Raw genomic sequence first — 19,525 nt, 5'->3', positions numbered from 1 at the left:
GGTCTTCCTTCTTGCTACCAGTGGGTGTCGGGGGCGGGCTTGAGGGTGTTGTCCTTCCAGTCGGAGTACGGCGCGTTGTACGGCTTCTCGCCGGTCCCGAACTTTTCGTGGGTGTAGCTTGTCAGGTCGCTCTTGCCCAGTGACTTGTCCATGACGTCCATCCCCATGCCGGTCCAGGCGACGCCGAGGCCCGCCTGGTAGGACCTGTAAGCCTTGTCCGCGGCGGCTCCCGCGGCGGCTCCCGCGGCCTCCGGGAAGACGGCCTTGTTCGCTTTCAGCATCTTCGCCATGCCCGCCATCTCCTTGTCGCCGAGGTGCGCCAACGTCGACAGCGGGCTGACGCTCAGCGGTCCCTTGGCCACCAGGCCGGTGTTCTGGGAGATGGACTTGCGCATGGCGTTACGAGCCCCGCCGATGGCCTGCCGCCCCTGCCCTTCCGGCAGTTTGGTCATCACCCGCCCCATGTCGTCCATGACGCCCTTGACGCCGCTGAGCCCTCTGCTCAGGCCGGCGGTCCGGGCCGTCTGAGCAGCACCCACGGTGGCCTTGGCGCCGCCGGCAAGCTTCGCGGCGGCCCCGAGGCCACCCACCACGAGCAGCGCACCCACGACGTCGAAGATGACATCCGTCCAGGTGGCATCGCCGGATGCCACCAGAAGGAGTCTGAGCCCGACCGTGAGTATCGCGATGCCCAGAACGAGCAAGTTCAGACCGGGTATGAGCAGCGCCAGGAAGCCTGCCGCCGTCGCCACCCAGCCGAGAACATCGATGAAGGCCTTGATCAGGTCCGCATTGTCATGGGCCCAGCCCTTGACGTCGTCCCACCACGAGTCCTCGATGACGTCATCGATACCGTCCTTGATCTTGCCCGCGTGGTGGTTGGCGCGGGTGTCGCGCTCGCCGGTGACAGTGTTCAGCTGATTCCGGTATTCCTGCAGTGGATCATGGTCTGTTCCGCTGACGGACGGATTCGGAGCGTTCTTGTCGCCGGAGGCGGACTCCTTCGCCTTCTCGGCCTCGATCTCTTCCCGCTTCTCCTTGGCCCGGCGCAGTACGTTGTCGGCGTCGGACTGGAAGTCCTCCAACTCGTTGGCCCAAGTGGTGAGGTGACCGTGAACGCGCTCGTAACGACCGGCCACCTCCCGCATGTGTTTCTCCAGGGTGGAGGACTCCTCGCGCAGGCTCTTGGCGTATTTGCCCTTGAGTTTGTCCTCGTTGCTGATGGCCTGGAGGTTCTTGGCCTGGTCCCTGAGCTTCTCGGCGACCGACACCATGTGGCGGACCTCGGCGCGGATCTCCTCCGGGTCGCCGGGTACCGGGTCGGAATCGCATAGCGGCTGCCAGTCGACCGGGCGGTGTTTGGACGCTGTCACTTCTTCTGCTTCTTTTCGTCGCGCTTGCTCAGCTCATGGTCGAGTTTCTCGAACGCCTTCTTGGTGCCGGCTACTTGCTGGCCGACCGACTCGATTCCCTCGATGAGCTTGGTGCGGTAGTCGTCCCAGTTGTCGACGAAATCGCCCATGGCGTCAGCTATCGCACCGGAGCCCCAGCGCTGACGCATGTCGTCGCGACGGTTCTCGATATCCGTGAAGGTTCTTTTGAGTTGGCCAAGCAATCGCTCGGAGTCCGCGAGGAAGTCGTAGTCGACCGTCAGGTCCGGGTCTGCCACTGATGCCCTTCCCTGTTCCCGTGGTGCTCGGCCATGAGGGCGCGGACGTGGTGGAGGCCGTGGGCGTGGGCGTCACCCATGTCGAGTCCGGCGACCATGTGGCGCTGTCCACCCTCGCCAACTGCGGGACCTGCGCCGAGTGCGACCGGGGACGGCCCACGATGTGCTGCAAGGCGATCGGTATGCCGCAGCGGCCGTTCGCGCGCTAGGGCGAGCCGCTCCACCAGTTCGCCGCCAACTCCGCCTTCGCGGAACGCACGGTGGTGAAGGCGGTGCAGGCGGTCCGCATCCCGAAGGACATCCCGCCGGCCTCGGCCGCGCTGATCGGCTGCGGGGTCCTCACGGGTGTCGGAGCGGTCCTGAACCGGGCCCGGGGCGGCCGGTCGGAGGTCACCGGCCGGCTCCGGTGCCGGATCTGAAGGTGCGCCGGTAGGTGGTCGGGGTGACGCCGAGGGTCGCCTGGAGGTGCTGGCGCATCGACTGGGCCGTGCCGAAGCCGGCGTCGCGGGCCACGTGGTCGATGGACAGGTCGCTGGACTCCAGGAGATGGCGGGCGTGTTCCACGCGCTGCTGGGTGAGCCACTGGCCGGGGCTGACACCGACCTCCTCGCGGAAACGCCGGGTGAAGGTGCGCACCGACATGGACTCCTGCTCGGCCATGTCGCGCAGCTGGATCGGCTCGTGGAGGCGGCCGAGTGCCCAGGCGCGGGCGGCGGTCGTGCCGGCCGAGCCGGCCTCCGGGACCGGGCGCTGGATGTACTGCGCCTGGCCGCCGTCGCGGTGCGGCGGTACGACGGTCCGGCGGGCCACCTCGTTGGCGACGGCGGCGCCGTGGTCGCGGCGTACGAGATGCAGGCACAGGTCGATCCCGGCCGCGACCCCGGCCGAGGTGAGGACGTCTCCGTCGTCGACGAAGAGCACGTCCGCGTCGACGCTGACGCTCGGGAAGAGCCGCTGGAAGTGCTCGGCGTGCATCCAGTGCGTGGTGGCGGGGCGGCCGTCGAGATATCCGGCGGCGGCCAGGACGTAGCCGCCGGTGCAGATGGAGACGAGGCGGGTGCCGGGACGGATGTGGGTGAGGGCGGCCGCCAGCTCCGGGGTCAGGATGCCCTCCTGCTCCACGGGGCCCAGTTCGTACGAGGCCGGGACAACGACGGTGTCGGCGGTGGCCAGCGCCTCGGGTCCGTTGCCGACGAGGACCGAGAAGTCCGCGTCCGTCTCCACGGGGCCCGGCGACCGGACCGAGCAGGTGACGACCTCGTACAGCGGGCGCCCGTCGGTGTCCCGCGCCTTGCCGAAGATGCGCTGCGGAATGCCCAGCTCGAAGGGGATCAGACCGTCCAGAGCGAGGACGACGACGCGATGCCGGGGCGGCGTACCGGGAATGGCCATGGCCCGATCCTAACGAATACTGTCTCTCGGGCCAGTGGTTCACCGGTGCCCCGTTCCCCGAAGCTCAATGACGTGACCCAGACAACCGAAGCCGCGCAGGCCGCGGAGGACTCCCGACCCGTCCGCCCCGCACCCTCCCACCGTGTCCACCGCGCCTGGTTCGTCGCCGCCGTCACCTTCGTGACGATCATCGGCGCGGCGGCCTTCCGGTCGCTTCCCGGACTGCTGATCGACCCGCTGCACCAGGAGTTCCACTGGTCGCGCGGCACGATCGGCGCGGCGGTCTCGATCAACCTTGCGCTCTACGGACTCACGGCGCCGTTCGCGGCTGCGCTCATGGACCGCTTCGGCATCCGGCGCGTGGTGGCGGTCGCCCTCACCGTGATCGCGGTCGGCTCCGGGCTGACGGTGTGGATGACGGCCGCCTGGCAACTCCTCCTGTGCTGGGGCCTGTTGGTGGGCCTGGGGTCCGGTTCGATGGCACTGGCCTTCGCGGCCACGGTCACCAACCGCTGGTTCACCGAACGCAAGGGCCTGGTGACGGGCATCCTGACGGCGGCCTCGGCCTCCGGACAGCTCATCTTCCTGCCGCTGCTGTCCTGGATCGTCACCGAGCACGACTGGCGTCCGGCCGCGGTGACCGTGTCCCTCGCCGCCCTCGCGGTCGTCCCCTTCGTCTGGCTGCTGCTGCGCGACCACCCGGCCGACGTGGGCCAGATGCCCTACGGGGCGACGGAGTTCGTACCGAAGCCGGCGCCGGTGCGGGGGGCCGCCCGGCGCGCGGTGACCGTGCTGTTCTCCGCCGTCCGCACAGGCCCCTTCTGGCTGCTGGCCGGGACGTTCGCGATCTGCGGCGCCTCGACGAACGGCCTGGTCCAGACGCACTTCGTGCCCGCCGCCCACGACCACCACATGCCCGTCCAGGCGGCCGCCTCGCTCCTCGCGGTCATCGGTGTCTTCGACGTGGTCGGCACGATCGCCTCGGGCTGGTTCACCGACCGCTTCGAGCCGCGCCGCCTGCTGGCGGTGTACTACGCCCTGCGCGGCATCTCGCTGCTGTTCCTCCCCATGCTCCTGGCCCCCACCGTGCACCCGCCGATGATCTTCTTCATCGTCTTCTACGGCCTCGACTGGGTGGCCACCGTCCCGCCCACCCTGGCGCTGTGCCGTGAGCAGTACGGCGAGGACAGCGCCATCGTCTTCGGCTGGGTCCTCGCCTCCCACCAGGTCGGCGCCGCCCTCGTCGCCTTCCTCGGCGGCTTCGCCCGCGACCGGTTCGGCTCGTACGACGTGGTCTGGTACGCCTCGGGCGCGCTGTGCGCCGCGGCCGCGCTGATGGCCCTGGTGATCCGCCGCCGCCGTCCGGCGGTCCCGGCACCGGCACCGGCGGTGTCACCGGCCCCCGCGTGACGGGCGGTCCGTCCCTGCGTCAGGTGAGGAACCGGCCCTTGTGGAAGAGCAGCGGCGGTACCTCGGCGCCCTCGTCGCCGTCGCCGCTCGCGCCGAGGGCGTCCACGCGGCCCACCACGATCAGATGGTCCCCGCCCGTGTGCACCGCGTGGATCGTGCAGTCGATCCAGGCCGCGGCGCCCGCGAGGCGCGGGGAGCCGGACACCGGAGCGGCGTCGTGGACCACCCCGGCGAACTTGTCCGCGCCGCTCACCGCGAAGCCGCGGCACAAGTCGCCCTGGTGCGCGCCGAGTACGTTGACGCAGAACACGCCGGCACGGGCGATGCGCGGCCAGGTCGTGGACGTACGGCCGACCATGAAGCAGATCAGCGGAGGGTCCAGGGAGAGCGAGGCGAACGACTGGCAGGCGAACCCGGCCGGGCCCGCCGGGTCGCCGGGGCCCGCGGCCGGTGCCGTCACGACGGTCACGCCGGTCGCGAAGTGGCCCAGCACGTACCGGAATCGGACCGGATCGACCGGCGCCCGCTCGTCCTCGCCGACCGCGCGCAGATCCGGGCGCGGCAACGCCTCGACGGGCCCCGCGACGGTGGGGGCCCCGGCCGACCTGAGGTAGCGGACGGCGGCGGCGGCCATCCCTGCGTGTCCCATCACGCCTTCCATTGAAGCTGACGGCATGTCAGATAGGAAGGGGTGGGCGAGGCCCGGAGGGCGGGAGCGCGACAGGTCAGGGGCGGAGGCCCCACGAGGCCGGCCGGAGCTCCCGCGGGAACCCCTCGGGGAGCCGTGTGTTTCGCCCGCGTATCTTTCGCCTCATGGGGTGGGGAGACTCGGAGAAGCGCGCGCGCTCCCGGTTGGCGTGGGCGGACGGGGAGGTGAACCTCGCCGCGGCGATCTGCGCGGCGCAGTTCGCGGTCGCCCTCACCCTTTGGTGGGTCGGTACGTTCGACGACGACGACTACGGCGTGGGGCTGGGCGGTGGACTCGCCGGCCTCGGGTTCCTGTGCATGCTGGTCCTCGGACCGCCGCTGCTCGCCGTCCTCGGGCTGCTGCACGCGGCGATGTATACGATGCCGGCGGCCACGCTCGCCCGGTCGGTGACCCGGCACGCACCCGGTCCCGAGGGTGCCTGGCACCTGGCTTCCGTGCTGGTGCTCGGCACGCTCTGGGCCGCTCTCGCGGTCGCACTCGGCGGCCTCGCGCCCACCGGCACCACGGCCCTGCTGATCGCCGTGTCCGGTGTCCCGCCGACGCTGGGTGTCGCTTTCGTACGGCGGCGCGAACGCGTCACCGGACGTCCGCCGAGCGCCGACCGCGTCTGGCTCCGCTCGGCGCTCGTGGCCCTCGGGGCATGCGTGCTGGTCGTGGCGGCGGGCACCGTGGGGCTGGCCACGGGACTCATCCAGGAGTACGAGCCCCCGAAGCTCGGCGCCGACCGGCTCACCGGCGTCTGGCGCGGCGATCACGGGGCCGAGCTGCGGCTGCGCGCGGACGGGCGGGCCGAGCTCTCGGCCGTGCCCGCCCAGCCCGAGTTCGGGGACGTGACCACCAAGGAGTTCACGCGCTGCGACGGCGCCGGCACCTGGTTCCTCGACACCGCCGGCCGCTACGACCCGTACGCCGACGGGCCCGTCACCGATCGGCGGGACGGCGTGGTCGTGCGCGTCGGCGACTGCGGCCACGACACGTACTGGACCATCGGCGGCACCGAGGCCCACCCGGAACTCTTCGTCCTCTTCGGCGACCCCGACGCGGGGGATCTGCGCATATTGCGGCGGGGGTGAAGGGGGTCGCGTCCGGGTTCGGCCGGTGGGGGGCGGGGCCGCGCCGGTACATCCGCTCGTATCCGGACGGATCTCAGCGGTGTCGCGAAGTGGGCGTGGGTGGTGATCCGTCCGGCCTGCGACCTGCGACCTGCGGACATGTGATGTACCGGCACGTCGCCTTCCGCGCGTCCCCTTCCGCGCGTCGCCGGGTGCGCCGGGTGCGGTTTGTCAGCGGCCCTCGAAGCGGGGGGCCCGGCGTTCCACGAAGCTCTTCACGCCGTCGTTGGCGTCCGCCGTCGTCATGTTGATCTCCTGCGCCGCCGCCTCCGCCGCGAAGGCGCCGGCGCGGTCGGTGTCGAGGGAGGCGTTGACGAGCTGCTTGGTGAGGGCGAGGGCGCGGGTGGGCCCGGTGGCGAGCCGCTCGGACCACGCGCGGGCCGTCTTCTCCAACTCCTCCGCCGGTACGACCCTGTTGACGAGCCCGATCCGCTCGGCGTCCGAAGCGCTCAGCGCGTCGCCGAAGAACATCAGCTCCTTGGCCCGCTGGGGGCCGACGAGGCGGGGCAGCAGATAGGCCCCGCCGCCGTCCGGTACGAGACCGCGGCGCACGAACACCTCGATGAACCGCGCCGGTTCGGCCGCGAGGACGAGGTCGCACGCGAAGGCGAGGTGCGCGCCGATCCCGGCCGCCGTGCCGTTGACCGCCGCGATCACCGGCTTCTCGCAGTCGAGGACGGCGGCGATCAGACGCTGCGCGCCCAGCCGGATGGTGCGGGCGACATCACCCGGCACCCGTTCCCCGGCGGGCGGACCGCCCCGCAGATCCGCTCCGGCGCAGAACCCGCGGCCCGTGGCGGTGATCACCACGGCCCGCACGCCGGGGTCGGCGGACGCCGCCGCGAGCAGATCGATCACGCGCTCGCGCTGGTCCCAGGTGAGCGCGTTCATCGCCTCGGGCCGGTCGAGGGTGATCCACGAGACCGCGTTGTCAGTGGCGTGACGTATCAATGAGTCGAGGGACTTTTCGGCAGGTTCAGGAGATTCAGGGGATTCGGGAGCTTCACGGGACACACGGGGGGAGTCGGTCATGAAGGTGCTCCGTTTCGTGCGGGGATGGGCCCGTTTCGTGCGGTGGCGGGCCCGCGTCGGGGTCGGCCTCGGCTCAGCGGCACATCACCAGCGCGTCCAGGGCCACGGCGCCCTGTCCCCGGGGCAGCACCATCAGCGGATTGATGTCCAGCTCCGAGATCTCGTCACCGAGTTCCAGCGCCATGCGCTGGACCCGGATCACGACCTCGACCAGCGCGTCCACGTCCACCGGCGGGCCCCCGCGCACCCCGTCGAGCAGGGCCCGCCCCCGCAGCTCGGACAGCATGGCCCGCGCCTGGTCGTCACCGAAGGGCGGCACGCGCACGGCGGTGTCCCGCAGCACCTCGACGAGAACCCCGCCGAGCCCGACGGTCACGGTCGGTCCGAAGAGCTGGTCGTGCGTGACACCGACGACCATCTCGACGCCCCGCTCGACCATCTGGCAGACGAGGACCCCGTCGAGCGAGATTCCCTCGTAGCGGGCGATGTCGGTCAGCTCGCGATAGGCGTCGCGGACCTGGCTGGCGGAGGTCAGCCCGATCTTGACCAGGCCGAGTTCGGTCTTGTGGGCGATCTGCGCGCCGGAGGCCTTCATGACCACCGGGTAGCCGACCTGGCTCGCCGCCCGCACGGCCGCCGCCGCGCTGGTCACCAACTGCTCGCGCGGCACGCGGATCCCGTACGCCCGCAGAAGCTGTTTGGCGCCGTGCTCGCTGAGCTGCTGACCCGGACGCATCAGGGCCTGCGCCTTGCGGAAGGAGGGCGACGGGGTGCGCGGGGCCTCGTCGAAGGGGGAGCGGTAGGCGGCGGTGAACCGTGCGTGGTCGAGGTGGGCGCGGACGGCGGTGATGCAGTTGGCGAACGTACGGAAGGTCGCGACCCGGGAGGAACCGAGCAGGGTCTCGCGGTAGGCCGCCTCGGTGCCGACCGGCGACCCCCACACCACGCACACCAGCTTGTCCGTCTGTTCCGCCGCGTCCACCAGATCCTGCGCCAGTTTGTCGCTCATCGGCGGGAAGGGCCCGGTGATCGGGCAGACCAGCACGCCGACGGCGGGGTCGGCGAGGATCGCGTCGATGATCTTCCGGCCGCGCCAGTCGCCGACCGGGTGGCCCCCGTTGTCGACCGGGTTGGCGACGTTCAGGTACTCCGGTATCCAGGTGTGCAGCTCGGCCTGCCTGGCCTCCGACAGGACCGGCAGGTCGAGACCCGCCTCGGTCGCCAGGTCCGCGAAGTGCGCGCCCGTGCCGCCCGAGATCGAATAGACGACGACCCCGTCGGCCTGCGGTGCCCGGGCCCGCGCCAGCAGGGCCGCGGTGTCCTGGAGTTCGTCGAGCCCGTCGACACGGATCACGCCGTACTGCCGCATCACCGCGTCCACCACGGTGTCCGCGCCGGTCAGCTTTCCGGTGTGCGAGGCGGCGGTCCGGGCGCCGGTCTCGGTGCGGCCGACCTTCACCGCGACGACGGGCACCTTGCGCCGGGCGGCGCGGTCGGCGGCGAGCAGGAAGGAGCGGCCGTCCTTGAGCCCCTCGACGTAGCAGGCGATGGCGCCGACCTCGGGCCGCTCGGAGAAGTAGGAGATGAAGTCCGCGGTCTCCAGGTCGGCCTCGTTGCCGGTGGGCGCCCAGTGCGAGATGCGGACGCCCAGCTGCTGCATCGCGAACACCGGGCGGCCCTGGTGGCCGGACTGGGTGATGAGCGCGACCGCGGGGCCGTCGAGGTCGTCGCGGAAGTTCTCGAACGCGTTGAGGTTGGTGTTGGGGCCCAGCAGCCGCAGGCCGGAGCCGCGTACGGCGGCTGCGAGCCGGGTCTGCGCGGCGGCGCCCTCGGCCCCGGTCTCGGCGAATCCGGAGGCGAAGGCGACCGCGAACCTCACCTTGGCCTCGGCCAGTTCACCGATCACCGGAAGGGGGTCACCGACGAGGAGCACCGCCAGATCCACCTGCTCCGGCAGGTCCGCGACGGACGGGAAGCACGGCAGACCGAAGACGGACCGACGGGTGGGATGCACCGGGTGGAGCCGGGCGCCGACCCGCTCGGCCCAGCCGATCAGCTGCCGGGTGATCCCGGTGTTCGGCCGTCCCTCGGCGTCCGAGGCGCCGATGACGGCCATGGACCCGGGACGGAAGAAGCGGTCCAGATCGGGTACGGCGGCGTACAGCGGACGACCGCTGACGTCCAGGTCGTCGACCTCGGCCGGCCGTCCGTGTACGACCGGCGAGGGCTGCTCGCCGCAGGCGATGACCCTGGCCCGGCGGGAGTCGGTGGTGAGGGTGCCGTGGGTTGATCCAAGCATCGGTCCGCCCGCTCCTGTGTGACAGTCAATGGTTAACTGACGCAGTGTCAGATTACTTAACTGACGCCGTGTCAGGAACCGTTGTGCAGGGGTGGGCTTCTGTTAGATACCCGGCGGGGGGTCTGGCCTACCGCGGTCCCGACCGGTTCGCTGCGCCGGCGTTTGCGGGTGCGGTGCCGGGTGCGTTGTGGGTCGGGGCCGTGCCGGTGCATCAGCCCGTCGCCGTTGGGTGAGGCGTGGGCGTCGGTGGCGACGGGCATCGATGTACCGGCACGGCCCCTTCCGTGTGTGGCCGACTGCGGGTGCGTTGTGGTGGCCGGTCCGGATTTCAGCCCCGGCCGGGGACGTTTCAGCCCCGGCTGGCGAAGATTCAGCCCCGGGCGGGGAATTTCAGCCCTGGGCGGGGAAGTCTCAGCCCCTCCGGCGTTTGAGGAGCGGGGTCTGGGGCGGAGCCCCAGGTACGGGACGGGTAGGGGCGGCGGGGGCGAAAAAACCGGCGATGCCTCAGCGGGTGGGCTGGGGGGCGGGCCCTGTCGTGGAGGTGTGGCGGGCTGCCGCCTTCGCGATCTTCTCCGCGTCGAGGGCGAGTTCGCGGAACATGCCGCTGATGGGGTTGGTGAAGCCGGTGAAGTACAGGCCGGGCGCGTTCTTCGGGGTGTGGCCGCCCTGTGCGACCGGGTGCCCGCGGCCGTCGAGCACGTCAAGGTGTCCGACCATGCCTTCCAGGGCTCGGGTGTATCCGGTCGCGGCGATCACCACGTCGGGGTCGATCCGGCTTCCGTCGGCGAGGACGGCCTTGTCGTCCTCGAACCCCTCCACCGCGGCCACGATCTCGACCTTCCCCTTGCGGACGGCGTCGATGAGGCCGACGTCCTGGACGGGGATGGAGCCCTCGTTGACGCGGGAGTAGAGCCCGGTGTCGGGGCGGGGCAGGCCCCGGGACGCCAGGTCGGGCACGCTCAGCTTCGCCATCGGCCCGGCCAGCGCGTCCACGAGGCGCACCGGCAGCCGCCGTACGGCGATGCCCGTGAACTGCGCCGCCCAGCCCGCCGTCGAACGGCGCACGATGTGCGGCCTGGTGCGAACGGACAGCCGGACGCGCGAGGCGCCGCCCTCGACCAGGTCCACGGCGATCTCGGCTCCGGTGTTGCCGATGCCGACGACGAGGACGTCGCGGCCCGCGTAGGGGGCGGGATTGCGGTACTCGCCGGCGTGCAGGAACTCGCCGGTGTACGTGTCGCGGCCGGGCCAGTCGGGGACGCGCGGGGTGTGGTTGTAGCCGGTCGCGACGACCACCGCGCTGCCGGTCAGTTCGCGTCCGCCGGTGGCGTGCAGCAGCCAGCCGTCGCCGCCCGGGGCGGGCTCGATGCGGGAGACCTCGACACCCGTGACGATCTCCAGGCCGTGGTGCTCGGCGTACTTCTCCAGGTAGCGCACCACGTTGTCGCGCGCCACCCAGCGGCCGAACGAGCGCGGCATCGACAGCCCCGGCAGCGCGGACAGGCGCCGGGTGGTGTGCAGGTGCAGCCGGTCGTAGTGGCCCCGCCAGGACGCGCCGACCTGGTCCGACTTCTCCAGCACGACGGCTCGCACGCCCCGGGCGCGCAGGGCGTACGCCGCCGCGAGTCCCCCGGGGCCGCCTCCGATCACGTACACGGGGCGGTCCTCGTGGGAGGGCACCGTGCGGGAGGTCGTGGAAGCAGTCGAGTCGGCCATAGCGCGAGCGTAATCACGCCTTTGCTTGATAGGTCTCGGTCAAGAGGGGAATCGGTTGCGAAGTGGTCACGACTGTGGGAGGGGTGGGTGGGCCTGGTGGCGTAGGTCACTTCGATGGGGAGGGGGTGTGGAGAAAGTGTGCTGTCGTCGCAGGTGAGCGCCGGGGCGTACGCCTTGTGTGGGAGCGCGAAATCGGCTCCGCGCGCCCCCTGAGGGGGGGGTGGAACGGTGACGGGTGGTGGCGGGCCGGTCGCGTACTCCTCGCCCGTGGGTGCCGGCCTCTTGTGCGGGCGTCCCGGAGAGTCGAAACTGACGTACCGTCAGATACGTTGCCTCTGCGGGAGGTTCGGCCATGGACACGATCTGGCTCGGCGGGGCGGAATGGCTGGCCGTGCTCCGTATCGGGCTCGGGCTGTGGTGGCTCGAGAGCTGGCGGCACAAGGACAAGAAGGGCTGGTTCGAGCGCGGGACCGGTATCGCGTGGGCGGCGGACGTCGCGTCCAAGCACCGGTGGAACGCCGTGCGGTCCGGTTTCGACACGATCGTCGCACCGCGCCCCCGGACGATGGCGTACGTGGTCGTGTACGCGGAGCTGGCGCTCGGTCTCGGCCTGGTGGCCGGACTGCTGACTCCCGTCGCGCTGGTCGCGGGCCTGCTCCTCAACGTCCTCTACTTCACCCTCATGATCCACGACTGGGCGGAACAGGGCCAGAACGCGATGATGGCGCTGGTCTCGGCCGTCGGCCTGTTCGGGATGTCCTGGCAGACATGGTCCCTGGACGAAGCCCTGGGACTCTTCCGGTGAGCGCAACCGACCGGGGCGCGGCGAGCGGGGGCCCGGTGCCTTCCGGGGGTGCGAGGGCCTCGGTGGGTGCGCCGGGTCCGGTGGGCGCGACGGGTTCCGGTGGCGGGTTCGACGTCCCCGAGGCCGACGCCTTCACCCGGCCGTACTGGGACGCGGCGGCCGAGGGGCGGCTGCTGATCCGGCACTGCGCGGCCTGCGACCGCGTTCACCACTACCCCCGCGAGTTCTGCCCGCACTGCTGGAGCGAGGACGTGAACTGGCGCCCCGCCGGCGGACGCGCCACGCTCTACACCTGGTCCGTCGTCCACCGCAACGATCTGCCGCCGTTCGGCGGGCGCGTGCCGTACGTCGCCGCCGTCGTCGACCTGGCCGAGGGCCCCCGGATGATGACCGAGGTGGTCGAGTGCGAGGAAGCGGCGCTGCGGATCGGGATGGGACTGGAGGTGGCCTTCCGGGCGGGGATTCCCGTTTTCCGGCCCGCGTCACGCGCCGGGGGGTGACGGTGACAGGTCGGGCGCCGGCTCGGGATCCGTCGCCAGGCGTCCGTGCAGGTGCAGGTCGCGGAACGCGTCATGGCGGCCGGCCTCGAACATCGCCCCGCGCAGAGTCCCCTCGTGCCGGAATCCGCAGCGTTCGGCGACCCGGCAGGACGCCTCGTGGCCCACGGCATGGCCCAGGTCGAGGCGGTGCAGCGCGAGGTCGGTGAAGGCGTAGCGGGCCGTGAGGGTGAGGGCGCGGGTGGCGACCTGGCGGCCGCGGCATTCCGGGAGGACCCAGTAGCCGACGCGGGCGCAGCTTATGACGTGGTCGATCTCGTTGACGCCGATATGGCCCAGCGTCTCGCCGGTCCCGGCATCGGTGACGCAGAAGGAGACCCCGGTGCCGCCCGCCGCCGCCGCGACGCGCGTCCGCAGCGCCTCACGGGCGGTGTCGATGTCCCGGACGAACCTGAGCGGGGTGTTCCAGCGCTGGAACTCGGGATCCGTCAGCCCGTGCAGATACGCCGACACATCGGCGTCGGACTCCGGGTCCCAGGGCCGGAGCAGCAGCCCGAGGCCGGTCAGTTCCGGGGCGGGCTGGACGGAGAACTGCACATGGGCGTCGGTCATCCGGCCATTCAAGCCCCTCCGGGCCCACGGGGCACTCCTTGAACGGTCCGTGCTCACCGAAAAGGGGCAGCCGACCGGGAACATGGACAGGACGCGGTCATGTACGAGGCGTAGGCCGGGCATGCGGGCTCATGCATGCGGGGTCGGCGGGCTGGGCGTGCCGGGGCGGGGTGCGCCCGGCGGGATCGGGGACCGTGTCCGTGGTCAGCGGCGGTGTCAAGGCCACAGCAGTCCGGTGTCCCAGCCGGTCTCCGTGCGGCGGTAGACGAACCGGGCGTGGCGCCGGCGGGCGTCACCCTGGAAGAACTCGGCCTCGTCCGGACGGAGGCGGTAGAGCGTCCAGGTGGGGGCGGGGGAGTGCGGGGCGTTCTCGGCCCGCTCCCAGGCCGCGTCCGAGGCCCGGTCCAACTCGTTCCGTGAGGGCAGGACTTCGCTCTGCCGGCCCACCAGAGCGGCGGCCAGCGCACCCGTGGAGCGGGCGTGCAGGTCCGCCTGGCTCTCCTCGGGGGACGCGGCGGTGACCGGGCCGCGGAGCCGGATCTGGCGCCCCTGCGCGGGCCAGTAGAAGCCGAGGGCGGCGTACGGCCGCGCGGCCAGCTGGCGTCCCTTGCGGCTCGTCACGTGCGAGGCGAACGCCCAGCCGTCGGCGTCCGCGCCGTGCAGCATCACCGTCCGGACGTCGGGCAGACCGTCCTCGTCGGCCGTCGCGAGCGTCATCGTGTGCGGCTCGGCCTGCCCGGCCGCCACGGCTTCCGCGAACCACCGGGTGAACAGGGTCAGCGGGTCCGCCGGAGCACCCTCCGGGGCGAAGCCGGGCAGCTCGGTGTCCCACACCCGCAGCGATCTCAGCAGCTCATGAAGATCCGGTTCCATGGTTCCGAGTATCGCCTGGCACGGCCCGATGCCCCATGGCACGACCCCGCAGGCAGAGCCCCGCACCCTGGGCCCCCGCGTCTCGGGCCCCAGCACCCCAACCCCCTCACCCCCGCCCCAGCACAACGGTCCCCGACGAGCAGAACCAGCCTCCCGTCCCGGACGCCACCGCCAGCTCGGGCGGAGTGCCGTCGGGGCGCCGTACCTGCCGTTCCTCCGGGAGATCGCCGCGCAACTGCCGTACGGCCTCCACGAGCAGGAACAGGCCGCGCATACCCGGGTGCTGGGCCGACAGTCCGCCCCCGTCCGTGTTCACCGGCAGTTCCCCGCCCACCAGCAGCCGCCCCTTCGCCGCGTCCACGAAGGCGCCGCCCTCGCCCTTGGCGCAGAAGCCGAGGTCCTCCAGGGTCACGAGGGTCATGTAGGTGAAGGCGTCGTAGATCTCGGCGAAGTCGATCTCGGCCGGGCGGACTCCGGCGCGTTCGAAGGCGAGCCGGCCGCTCACCGCCGCCGGGGAGACGGTGAAGTCCGCCCACTCGGACATGGTGGTGTGGGAGACGTGCTCGCCGGTTCCGAGCACCCACACCGGGGCCGTACGGCAGTCGCGCACGTACTCCTCGCCCACCAGCAGGACCGCCGCGCCGCCGTCGGAACGGACGCAGCAGTGCAGCTTGGTGAAGGGGTCCGCGATCATCGGCCCCGACAGGACGTCGTCGACGGTGACCGGGTCGCGGAACATCGCCTCCGGGTTGCGGGCCGCGTTCGCGCGGGCCTGGACGGCCACCGAGGCGAGCTGTTCGAGCGTGGTGCCGTACGTGTGCATGTGGCGGCGCGCGGCCATCGCGTACTTGGCGACGAGCGTGTGGCCGTACGGGGTCTCGAACTGCAGGGGGCCCCGGGCGCCGAAGGACAGGTTGCCGGTGCGGCGGCCCGCCCTGATGTCGGCGCGGGCGGTGGAGCCGTAGACGAGCAGGACGGCGTTCGCGTGGCCCGCCGCGATGGCGTCGGCCGCGTGGGCCGCCATGACCTCCCAGGTGGAGCCGCCGACGGAGGTCGAGTCGACCCAGGTGGGCCGCAGCCCCAGGTATTCGGCCACTTCGACGGGCGCGAGGGTGCCGAGGCCCGCCGACGCGAAACCGTCGATCACCGAGCGGTCCAGGCCGGAGTCGGCCAGCGCGCGGCGCGCGGCCTGGGCGTGCAGGGCGTACGGGGTCGCCTCGTCCACGCGGCCGCAGTCGGACAGGGATACGCCGACGACGGCGGCCTTTCGACGGCTGCGGCCCAGGGTGGCATGCGTCATGAATCTGACGGTACATCAGATAACTGCCCCGCCGGGAGCCGTCGCACCCCTGTGCATCTGGGACCCTCCGCCCTAACATGACGGCCCGTCAGATCAGCTTCCCGGACTTCCCGGATCAGCCCCCCGACGAGGGAGGAGCCCGCCCATGGACACCCGTCTCACCGCGGAGCAGGAGGAGATCCGTCGTACGCTGCGGGAGTTGCTGGTGAAGCGGTGCGGCCCGCGGGAGCTGCGGGCCGCCGAGCCGACCCCCGCCGGCTACGACCCGGCACTCTGGGAGACCCTCGCGCGCCGGCTCGGGCTGCCCGGACTCGCCCTCCCCGAGGCGTACGGCGGTGTCGGCTGCTCGATGACCGAACTCGCCCTGGCCTGTGAGGAGTCGGGACGCGCTCTCGCCCCCTCGCCGCTGCTGTCCACCGCCGTTCTCGCCGCCCCGCTGATCCTGGCCCTCGGCACCGGGGCGCAGCGCGCCGCACTGCTGCCGTCGCTGGCCTCGGGCGCGCTGACCGCCGCCCTCGCGGTCCCCGGCACGGGCCTGGCCACCGCCCTCGCGCTGACCGGCGACAACCGCGGCGACTGGGCCGGCGGCGGCCGCGCCGGGGGCGTCCAGGCGCGCCGGGCGGACAGCGTGTGGCGGCTCTACGGGCAGGCGGCGCAGGTGCTCGACGGGCACAGCGCCGGGCTGCTGGTGGTGGCCGCGCACACCGGCGGGTTCGCGCGGTCGCGGACGCTGCTGTTTCTGGTACGGGACGACGCCGCCGGACTGGTACGCGCACGACAGACCTCCCTGGACCCGACCCGGCCGCAGGCCAGGCTCGAACTGCGTGACGTGGAAGCTGAGTTGCTGGGTGACGACCAGGCCGACGTACCCGCGGCCCTGGCCGCCGTCGGGGACACCGCCGCCGCCGTCCTCGCCGTGGAGGCCGTGGGCGCCGCCGACCGCGTACTGGAACGCACCGTCGAACACGTGGGCCGGCGTGAGCAGTTCGGGCGCGCGATCGGCTCCTTCCAGGCCGTCAAGCACCGGCTCGCGGACGTGTACGTGGGCGTGCAGTCGGCCCGCTCGGCGGCGTACTACGCGGCCTGGGCCACCGGGACGGGGGGTGAACGCGTGGGCGCCCTCGCGCTGGCCCAGGCGCTGGAGGCGCTGCGCACCGCCGCCTCCGAGGGCATCCAGCTGCACGGAGGCATCGGCTTCACCTGGGAGCACGACGTCCACCTCTACTTCAAGCGCGCGTCCGGCGACGAGCTGCTCTTCGGCCCCGTCCACCGGCTGCGCGCGCACGCGGCCGACGCGGCGCGGCTCTTCGACGGCGCAGAGGTGACGGTCTGATGGCGGCGTTCGGGCGTTCGCGTACGGGGAGCGGTACGGGCGACGGCGACGGCGGGAGGGCCCGGGCGGGGACCGGGGCGAGAAGGATGCCCGGTGTGCGGCTGGTGCAGAGGGTGTCGTCCACCCGGACGTTCGCCAGGGTGGCCCCACACCTCATCCCGGCCCTCGACCGCGCCGTGCACCGGCTCACCCGCGGGAAGGTGCTGCTCAGCGCCCAGATGCTGCCCGGGGTCGTCCTGACGGCGCGCGGCGCCAGGAGCGGTCTGGAGCGCCGTACCCCGCTGGCCTGCATGCCGGAGACGTGCACCTCGGGTGCGGCGGCCGGTGCGGCGGGGTCCGGCTGGATCCTCATCGGGTCCAACTTCGGCCGTACGGGCCATCCCGCCTGGACCGCGAACCTGCTCGCCCGCCCCGACGCCGTCATCAACTGGAAGGGCGAGGACATCCCCGTGACCGCCCGGCTCCTCACGGGCGAGGAGAGGGCCGCGGTCTGGACGACGGTGCTGGCGTTCTGGCCGCCGTACGCCACCTATCAGGCGCGGGTGGACCGGGAGATCCGGCTTTTCAGGATCGTGCGCCGGGCGGTGCCGACCGACTCCGGGAAGGGAGAGGCGGGCAACGGCGAGGCGGGGAAGGGAGAGGCCGGGACCGGCGAGGCGGGGAAGGGAGAGGCCGGGGCGGGCTGAACGGGCCTTCCGTTCCGGATGGCCGGACGGCCGGGCTGAGCGGGAGGCGCGGATGTACGGGCGGTCCGGCCGGGTTCTCGGCGGTGCCCGTGCAGCGCAGCGGGCGGCAGCCCACCGGATGTTCTCCGGAACGAACTGCCGCCCGCATGACAGGAGCTGGAGCGTTCAGACGCGGGGATCTACTTCGTCGGCTTCTTCCCGGTCACACCCAGATACACCAACAGCGCCAGGTTCGGCTTGAGTTCGGCCTGCTTGACGCCCCAGGACTGGAACCCCTTCTGGTGCGAGGCGACCGCCGCGAGCATGGCGACGAGGGAACCGGCCATCGCGGCCGGGTTCACGTCCTTGTCGACCTTCCCCTTGGCCTGGAGTTCGGTGACCGAATCCGTAAGGGAGTTGTTCACGGAGTTCAGGATCTTCATGCGGATCTTGTAGAACCGCTTGTCGCCCTCGGCGGCGCCGAGATCGACGACACGCAGGATCGCGTCGTTCTTCCGCCAGAACTCCAGGAAGCCGTCGACGAGTTCCTGGGCGGTCTGCCAGCCGGCCTTGCCGACCCAGGAACGGCCTTCGAGCAACCGGGTCAACGCGGCGCCCTCGGCGGCCATTTCCTCGGCGATCTCCAGGACGGCGCCTTCGACGTCCGGGAAGTACTGGTAGAAGGTCGCCGGTGAAGTGCCCGCCTTCCGGGCGACGTCAATGACTTTGACATCCCGGTAGGGCGATGAGCTGAGCATCTCGCTGAGGCAGTCGAGCAGCTTCTGCCGGGTCGCCTGCCCACGTCGTCCGGCCACGCGGCCGTCGACGGTACGCACTTGTCCTGTCATGCCGTCAGCTTACCGAGGGGTGATCGGAGCGCGATTCGGCCGACTGCAAATGGGGTGCGGCCGTACACCGCGGGGGTTCGGCGGGGGCTCGGGGGACGTTCATCGAGGAGTTCGCCGGAGCCCGTGAGCGTTTTCCGGGCTCGCTCGACGCACGGCCCGCGGGCCCCGCGCGGGGCCCCTGAGCAGGGACGGGACGTCACCGGAGCAGGTGCGCACGCTCTGCGGGATACCGGCAGGGCCGTTAACTTGGCCGCATGGCCGAATCAGCCGTTGTCGCCGGGTTCTCCGAGGGTGTGCCCTGCTGGGTCGACGCACAGCTTCCCGACGTGGAGGCGGGCAAGCGCTTCTACGGCGAGCTCTTCGGCTGGACGTTCCCCGAGGAGTCCGGTCCGGAGGGCTGGGCGGAGCTGGACGGTGAGCCGGTCGCCGCGCTCACGCCCAAACTGGACGGGCGCATGCCCACCGTGTGGACGGTGTACTTCGCGACGCCGGATGTCGAGGCGCTCACCCGGCGGATCGTGGCGGCCGGCGGCCGGATCATCTCCGTGCCCACGGCGGTGGGCCTGTCGGGCGAGCTGGGCACGGCCGCCCTCGCCACCGACGCGGAGGGCGCCGTGCTCGGCCTCTGGCAGCCCGGCACCCACCCCGGTTTCGCCAAGCGGCACGAGCCCCGCACGTTCTGCTGGGCCGAGCTGTACGCGCGCGACACCGCGACGGTCGACCGTTTCTACGGCACCTTGTTCCACGACGCGCTGTTCGGGCCCGACGCCACCCCCGATTTCGGCCGCGTTCCCGTGACGGGCGTCTTTCCGGCCGAGATGCCGCCCCATTTCCTCGTCCACTTCGGAGTCGAGGACTGCGAGGAGACACTCGGGACGGTGAACAGGCTCGGCGGCCGTGTCCAGGTGACACCCTTCGACACGTCGTACGGGCGCGTGGCCGTCGTCACGGATAATCAAGGGGCGTCGTTCGCCGTGCTCGAACGGTGAGGGTTCCCCGACCAGCGGTGATGTCGTACCGGCGGTGAGGGTGCTTCACCGTTCAAAGACATCGGGGGATGCTCCGACGGATCAGGCCGAAACGCTTCTGCGGTCAGGGGCACGGCATTTCGACGTGAGGGACGGCACTTCCGGGGGCCGGGGCGGGGTACTTCTGGGGTGAGGGGCGCATTTCGGCCCTGAACAGTGGCGCCCTGGCGGCCGTACTTCTTCCGGGGCGGTTGTTTTGTCACGAGACACCCCGATCCGGCCCCG

Annotated in this window: 17 protein-coding genes and 2 pseudogenes; 8 read left to right on the top strand and 11 right to left on the bottom strand. The window is 71.8% G+C overall.

The features are described from left to right. Nucleotides 1-14: 14 nt before the first annotated feature. Both OG410_RS19040 and OG410_RS19035 read right to left on the bottom strand, forming a co-directional pair. Nucleotides 15-1,373, bottom strand: a complete 1,359-nt coding sequence (locus OG410_RS19040; RefSeq protein WP_329300290.1) for a hypothetical protein — start codon at nt 1,371-1,373, stop codon at nt 15-17. Further along, entirely contained in the window at nt 1,370-1,669 is a 300-nt protein-coding gene (locus OG410_RS19035; protein ID WP_329300289.1) for a hypothetical protein, read from the bottom strand. Before OG410_RS19035 ends, OG410_RS19040 begins: the two co-directional genes overlap by 4 nt. A 2-nt stretch (nt 1,670-1,671) precedes the next feature. On the opposite strand from OG410_RS19035, the pseudogene OG410_RS19030 reads away from it, so the two are divergent. Continuing rightward, a pseudogene (locus OG410_RS19030) lies at nt 1,672-2,058 on the top strand (alcohol dehydrogenase catalytic domain-containing protein); the annotation flags it as partial. Between the two features lies 1 nt (nt 2,059). Here the strand turns inward: OG410_RS19030 and OG410_RS19025 are convergent. Then, the gene (locus OG410_RS19025) at nt 2,060-3,061 is read right to left on the bottom strand and encodes a GlxA family transcriptional regulator (protein ID WP_329300288.1); all 1,002 of its coding nucleotides are present in this window, start codon (nt 3,059-3,061) and stop codon (nt 2,060-2,062) included. Nucleotides 3,062-3,133: 72 nt separating this feature from the next. On the opposite strand from OG410_RS19025, the gene OG410_RS19020 reads away from it, so the two are divergent. Further along, nucleotides 3,134-4,471 carry an MFS transporter gene (locus OG410_RS19020; RefSeq protein WP_329300287.1) on the top strand — a complete coding sequence of 446 codons (1,338 nt, stop codon included), beginning with the start codon at nt 3,134-3,136 and terminating at the stop codon, nt 4,469-4,471. Between the two features lie 19 nt (nt 4,472-4,490). On the opposite strand, the gene OG410_RS19015 is transcribed toward OG410_RS19020, so the two are convergent. Continuing rightward, nucleotides 4,491-5,120 carry a flavin reductase family protein gene (locus OG410_RS19015; protein WP_329300286.1) on the bottom strand — a complete coding sequence of 210 codons (630 nt, stop codon included), beginning with the start codon at nt 5,118-5,120 and terminating at the stop codon, nt 4,491-4,493. A gap of 164 nt (nt 5,121-5,284) precedes the next feature. On the opposite strand from OG410_RS19015, the gene OG410_RS19010 reads away from it, so the two are divergent. Continuing rightward, entirely contained in the window at nt 5,285-6,253 is a 969-nt protein-coding gene (locus tag OG410_RS19010) for a hypothetical protein (RefSeq protein WP_329300285.1), read from the top strand. 210 nt (nt 6,254-6,463) lie between these two features. Here OG410_RS19010 and OG410_RS19005 read toward each other — a convergent pair whose 3' ends face one another. From OG410_RS19005 to OG410_RS18995, 3 genes are all read right to left on the bottom strand, one after another. Next, nucleotides 6,464-7,324 carry an enoyl-CoA hydratase/isomerase family protein gene (locus OG410_RS19005; protein ID WP_329300284.1) on the bottom strand — a complete coding sequence of 287 codons (861 nt, stop codon included), beginning with the start codon at nt 7,322-7,324 and terminating at the stop codon, nt 6,464-6,466. Nucleotides 7,325-7,397: 73 nt separating this feature from the next. Further along, nucleotides 7,398-9,623: an acetate--CoA ligase family protein gene (locus OG410_RS19000; RefSeq protein ID WP_329300283.1), complete on the bottom strand. Its 2,226-nt coding sequence runs from the start codon at nt 9,621-9,623 to the stop codon at nt 7,398-7,400. Nucleotides 9,624-10,127: 504 nt separating this feature from the next. Further along, nucleotides 10,128-11,339: a flavin-containing monooxygenase gene (locus OG410_RS18995; RefSeq protein ID WP_329300282.1), complete on the bottom strand. Its 1,212-nt coding sequence runs from the start codon at nt 11,337-11,339 to the stop codon at nt 10,128-10,130. Nucleotides 11,340-11,691: 352 nt separating this feature from the next. Between OG410_RS18995 and OG410_RS18990 the strand changes: the two genes are divergently transcribed. Together OG410_RS18990 and OG410_RS18985 are read left to right on the top strand one after the other, a co-directional pair. Further along, on the top strand, nt 11,692-12,144 hold the full coding sequence (locus tag OG410_RS18990; protein ID WP_329300281.1) for a DoxX family protein: 453 nt from the start codon (nt 11,692-11,694) through the stop codon (nt 12,142-12,144). A 62-nt stretch (nt 12,145-12,206) separates the two neighbouring features. After that, nucleotides 12,207-12,644, top strand: coding sequence for a Zn-ribbon domain-containing OB-fold protein (locus OG410_RS18985; RefSeq protein ID WP_329300280.1), 438 nt, complete (start codon nt 12,207-12,209; stop codon nt 12,642-12,644). Here the strand turns inward: OG410_RS18985 and OG410_RS18980 are convergent. The 3 genes from OG410_RS18980 to OG410_RS18970 all read right to left on the bottom strand — a co-directional run bounded on the left by OG410_RS18980 (nt 12,627) and on the right by OG410_RS18970 (nt 15,426). Continuing rightward, nucleotides 12,627-13,253 (bottom strand): GNAT family N-acetyltransferase, encoded by a 627-nt coding sequence (locus OG410_RS18980; RefSeq protein WP_329300279.1) that lies wholly within the window; start codon nt 13,251-13,253, stop codon nt 12,627-12,629. The genes OG410_RS18985 and OG410_RS18980 overlap by 18 nt on opposite strands. A 216-nt stretch (nt 13,254-13,469) precedes the next feature. Next, nucleotides 13,470-14,126 carry a pyridoxine/pyridoxamine 5'-phosphate oxidase gene (locus tag OG410_RS18975; protein WP_329300278.1) on the bottom strand — a complete coding sequence of 219 codons (657 nt, stop codon included), beginning with the start codon at nt 14,124-14,126 and terminating at the stop codon, nt 13,470-13,472. Nucleotides 14,127-14,232: 106 nt separating this feature from the next. Beyond that, nucleotides 14,233-15,426 (bottom strand): thiolase C-terminal domain-containing protein, encoded by a 1,194-nt coding sequence (locus OG410_RS18970; protein ID WP_329300277.1) that lies wholly within the window; start codon nt 15,424-15,426, stop codon nt 14,233-14,235. 145 nt (nt 15,427-15,571) lie between these two features. On the opposite strand from OG410_RS18970, the gene OG410_RS18965 reads away from it, so the two are divergent. After that, a complete protein-coding gene (locus OG410_RS18965) occupies nt 15,572-16,759 on the top strand; it encodes an acyl-CoA dehydrogenase family protein (RefSeq protein ID WP_329300276.1) in 1,188 nt (395 codons plus the stop codon). An 86-nt stretch (nt 16,760-16,845) separates the two neighbouring features. Continuing rightward, nucleotides 16,846-17,340 (top strand): annotated as a pseudogene (locus tag OG410_RS18960) (nitroreductase family deazaflavin-dependent oxidoreductase); the annotation flags it as partial. Between the two features lie 284 nt (nt 17,341-17,624). On the opposite strand, the gene OG410_RS18955 reads toward OG410_RS18960, so the two are convergent. Continuing rightward, a complete protein-coding gene (locus tag OG410_RS18955; RefSeq protein ID WP_326787161.1) occupies nt 17,625-18,272 on the bottom strand; it encodes a TetR family transcriptional regulator in 648 nt (215 codons plus the stop codon). A 254-nt stretch (nt 18,273-18,526) separates the two neighbouring features. On the opposite strand from OG410_RS18955, the gene OG410_RS18950 reads away from it, so the two are divergent. Then, nucleotides 18,527-19,261 carry a VOC family protein gene (locus tag OG410_RS18950; protein WP_329300275.1) on the top strand — a complete coding sequence of 245 codons (735 nt, stop codon included), beginning with the start codon at nt 18,527-18,529 and terminating at the stop codon, nt 19,259-19,261. Nucleotides 19,262-19,525: the final 264 nt, after the last annotated feature.

The organism is Streptomyces sp. NBC_00659, from assembly GCF_036226925.1.
Taxonomy (GTDB): domain Bacteria; phylum Actinomycetota; class Actinomycetes; order Streptomycetales; family Streptomycetaceae; genus Streptomyces.
Note: the sequence above shows the minus strand (reverse complement) of the source record. Positions and strands in the feature narration are given on the sequence as shown.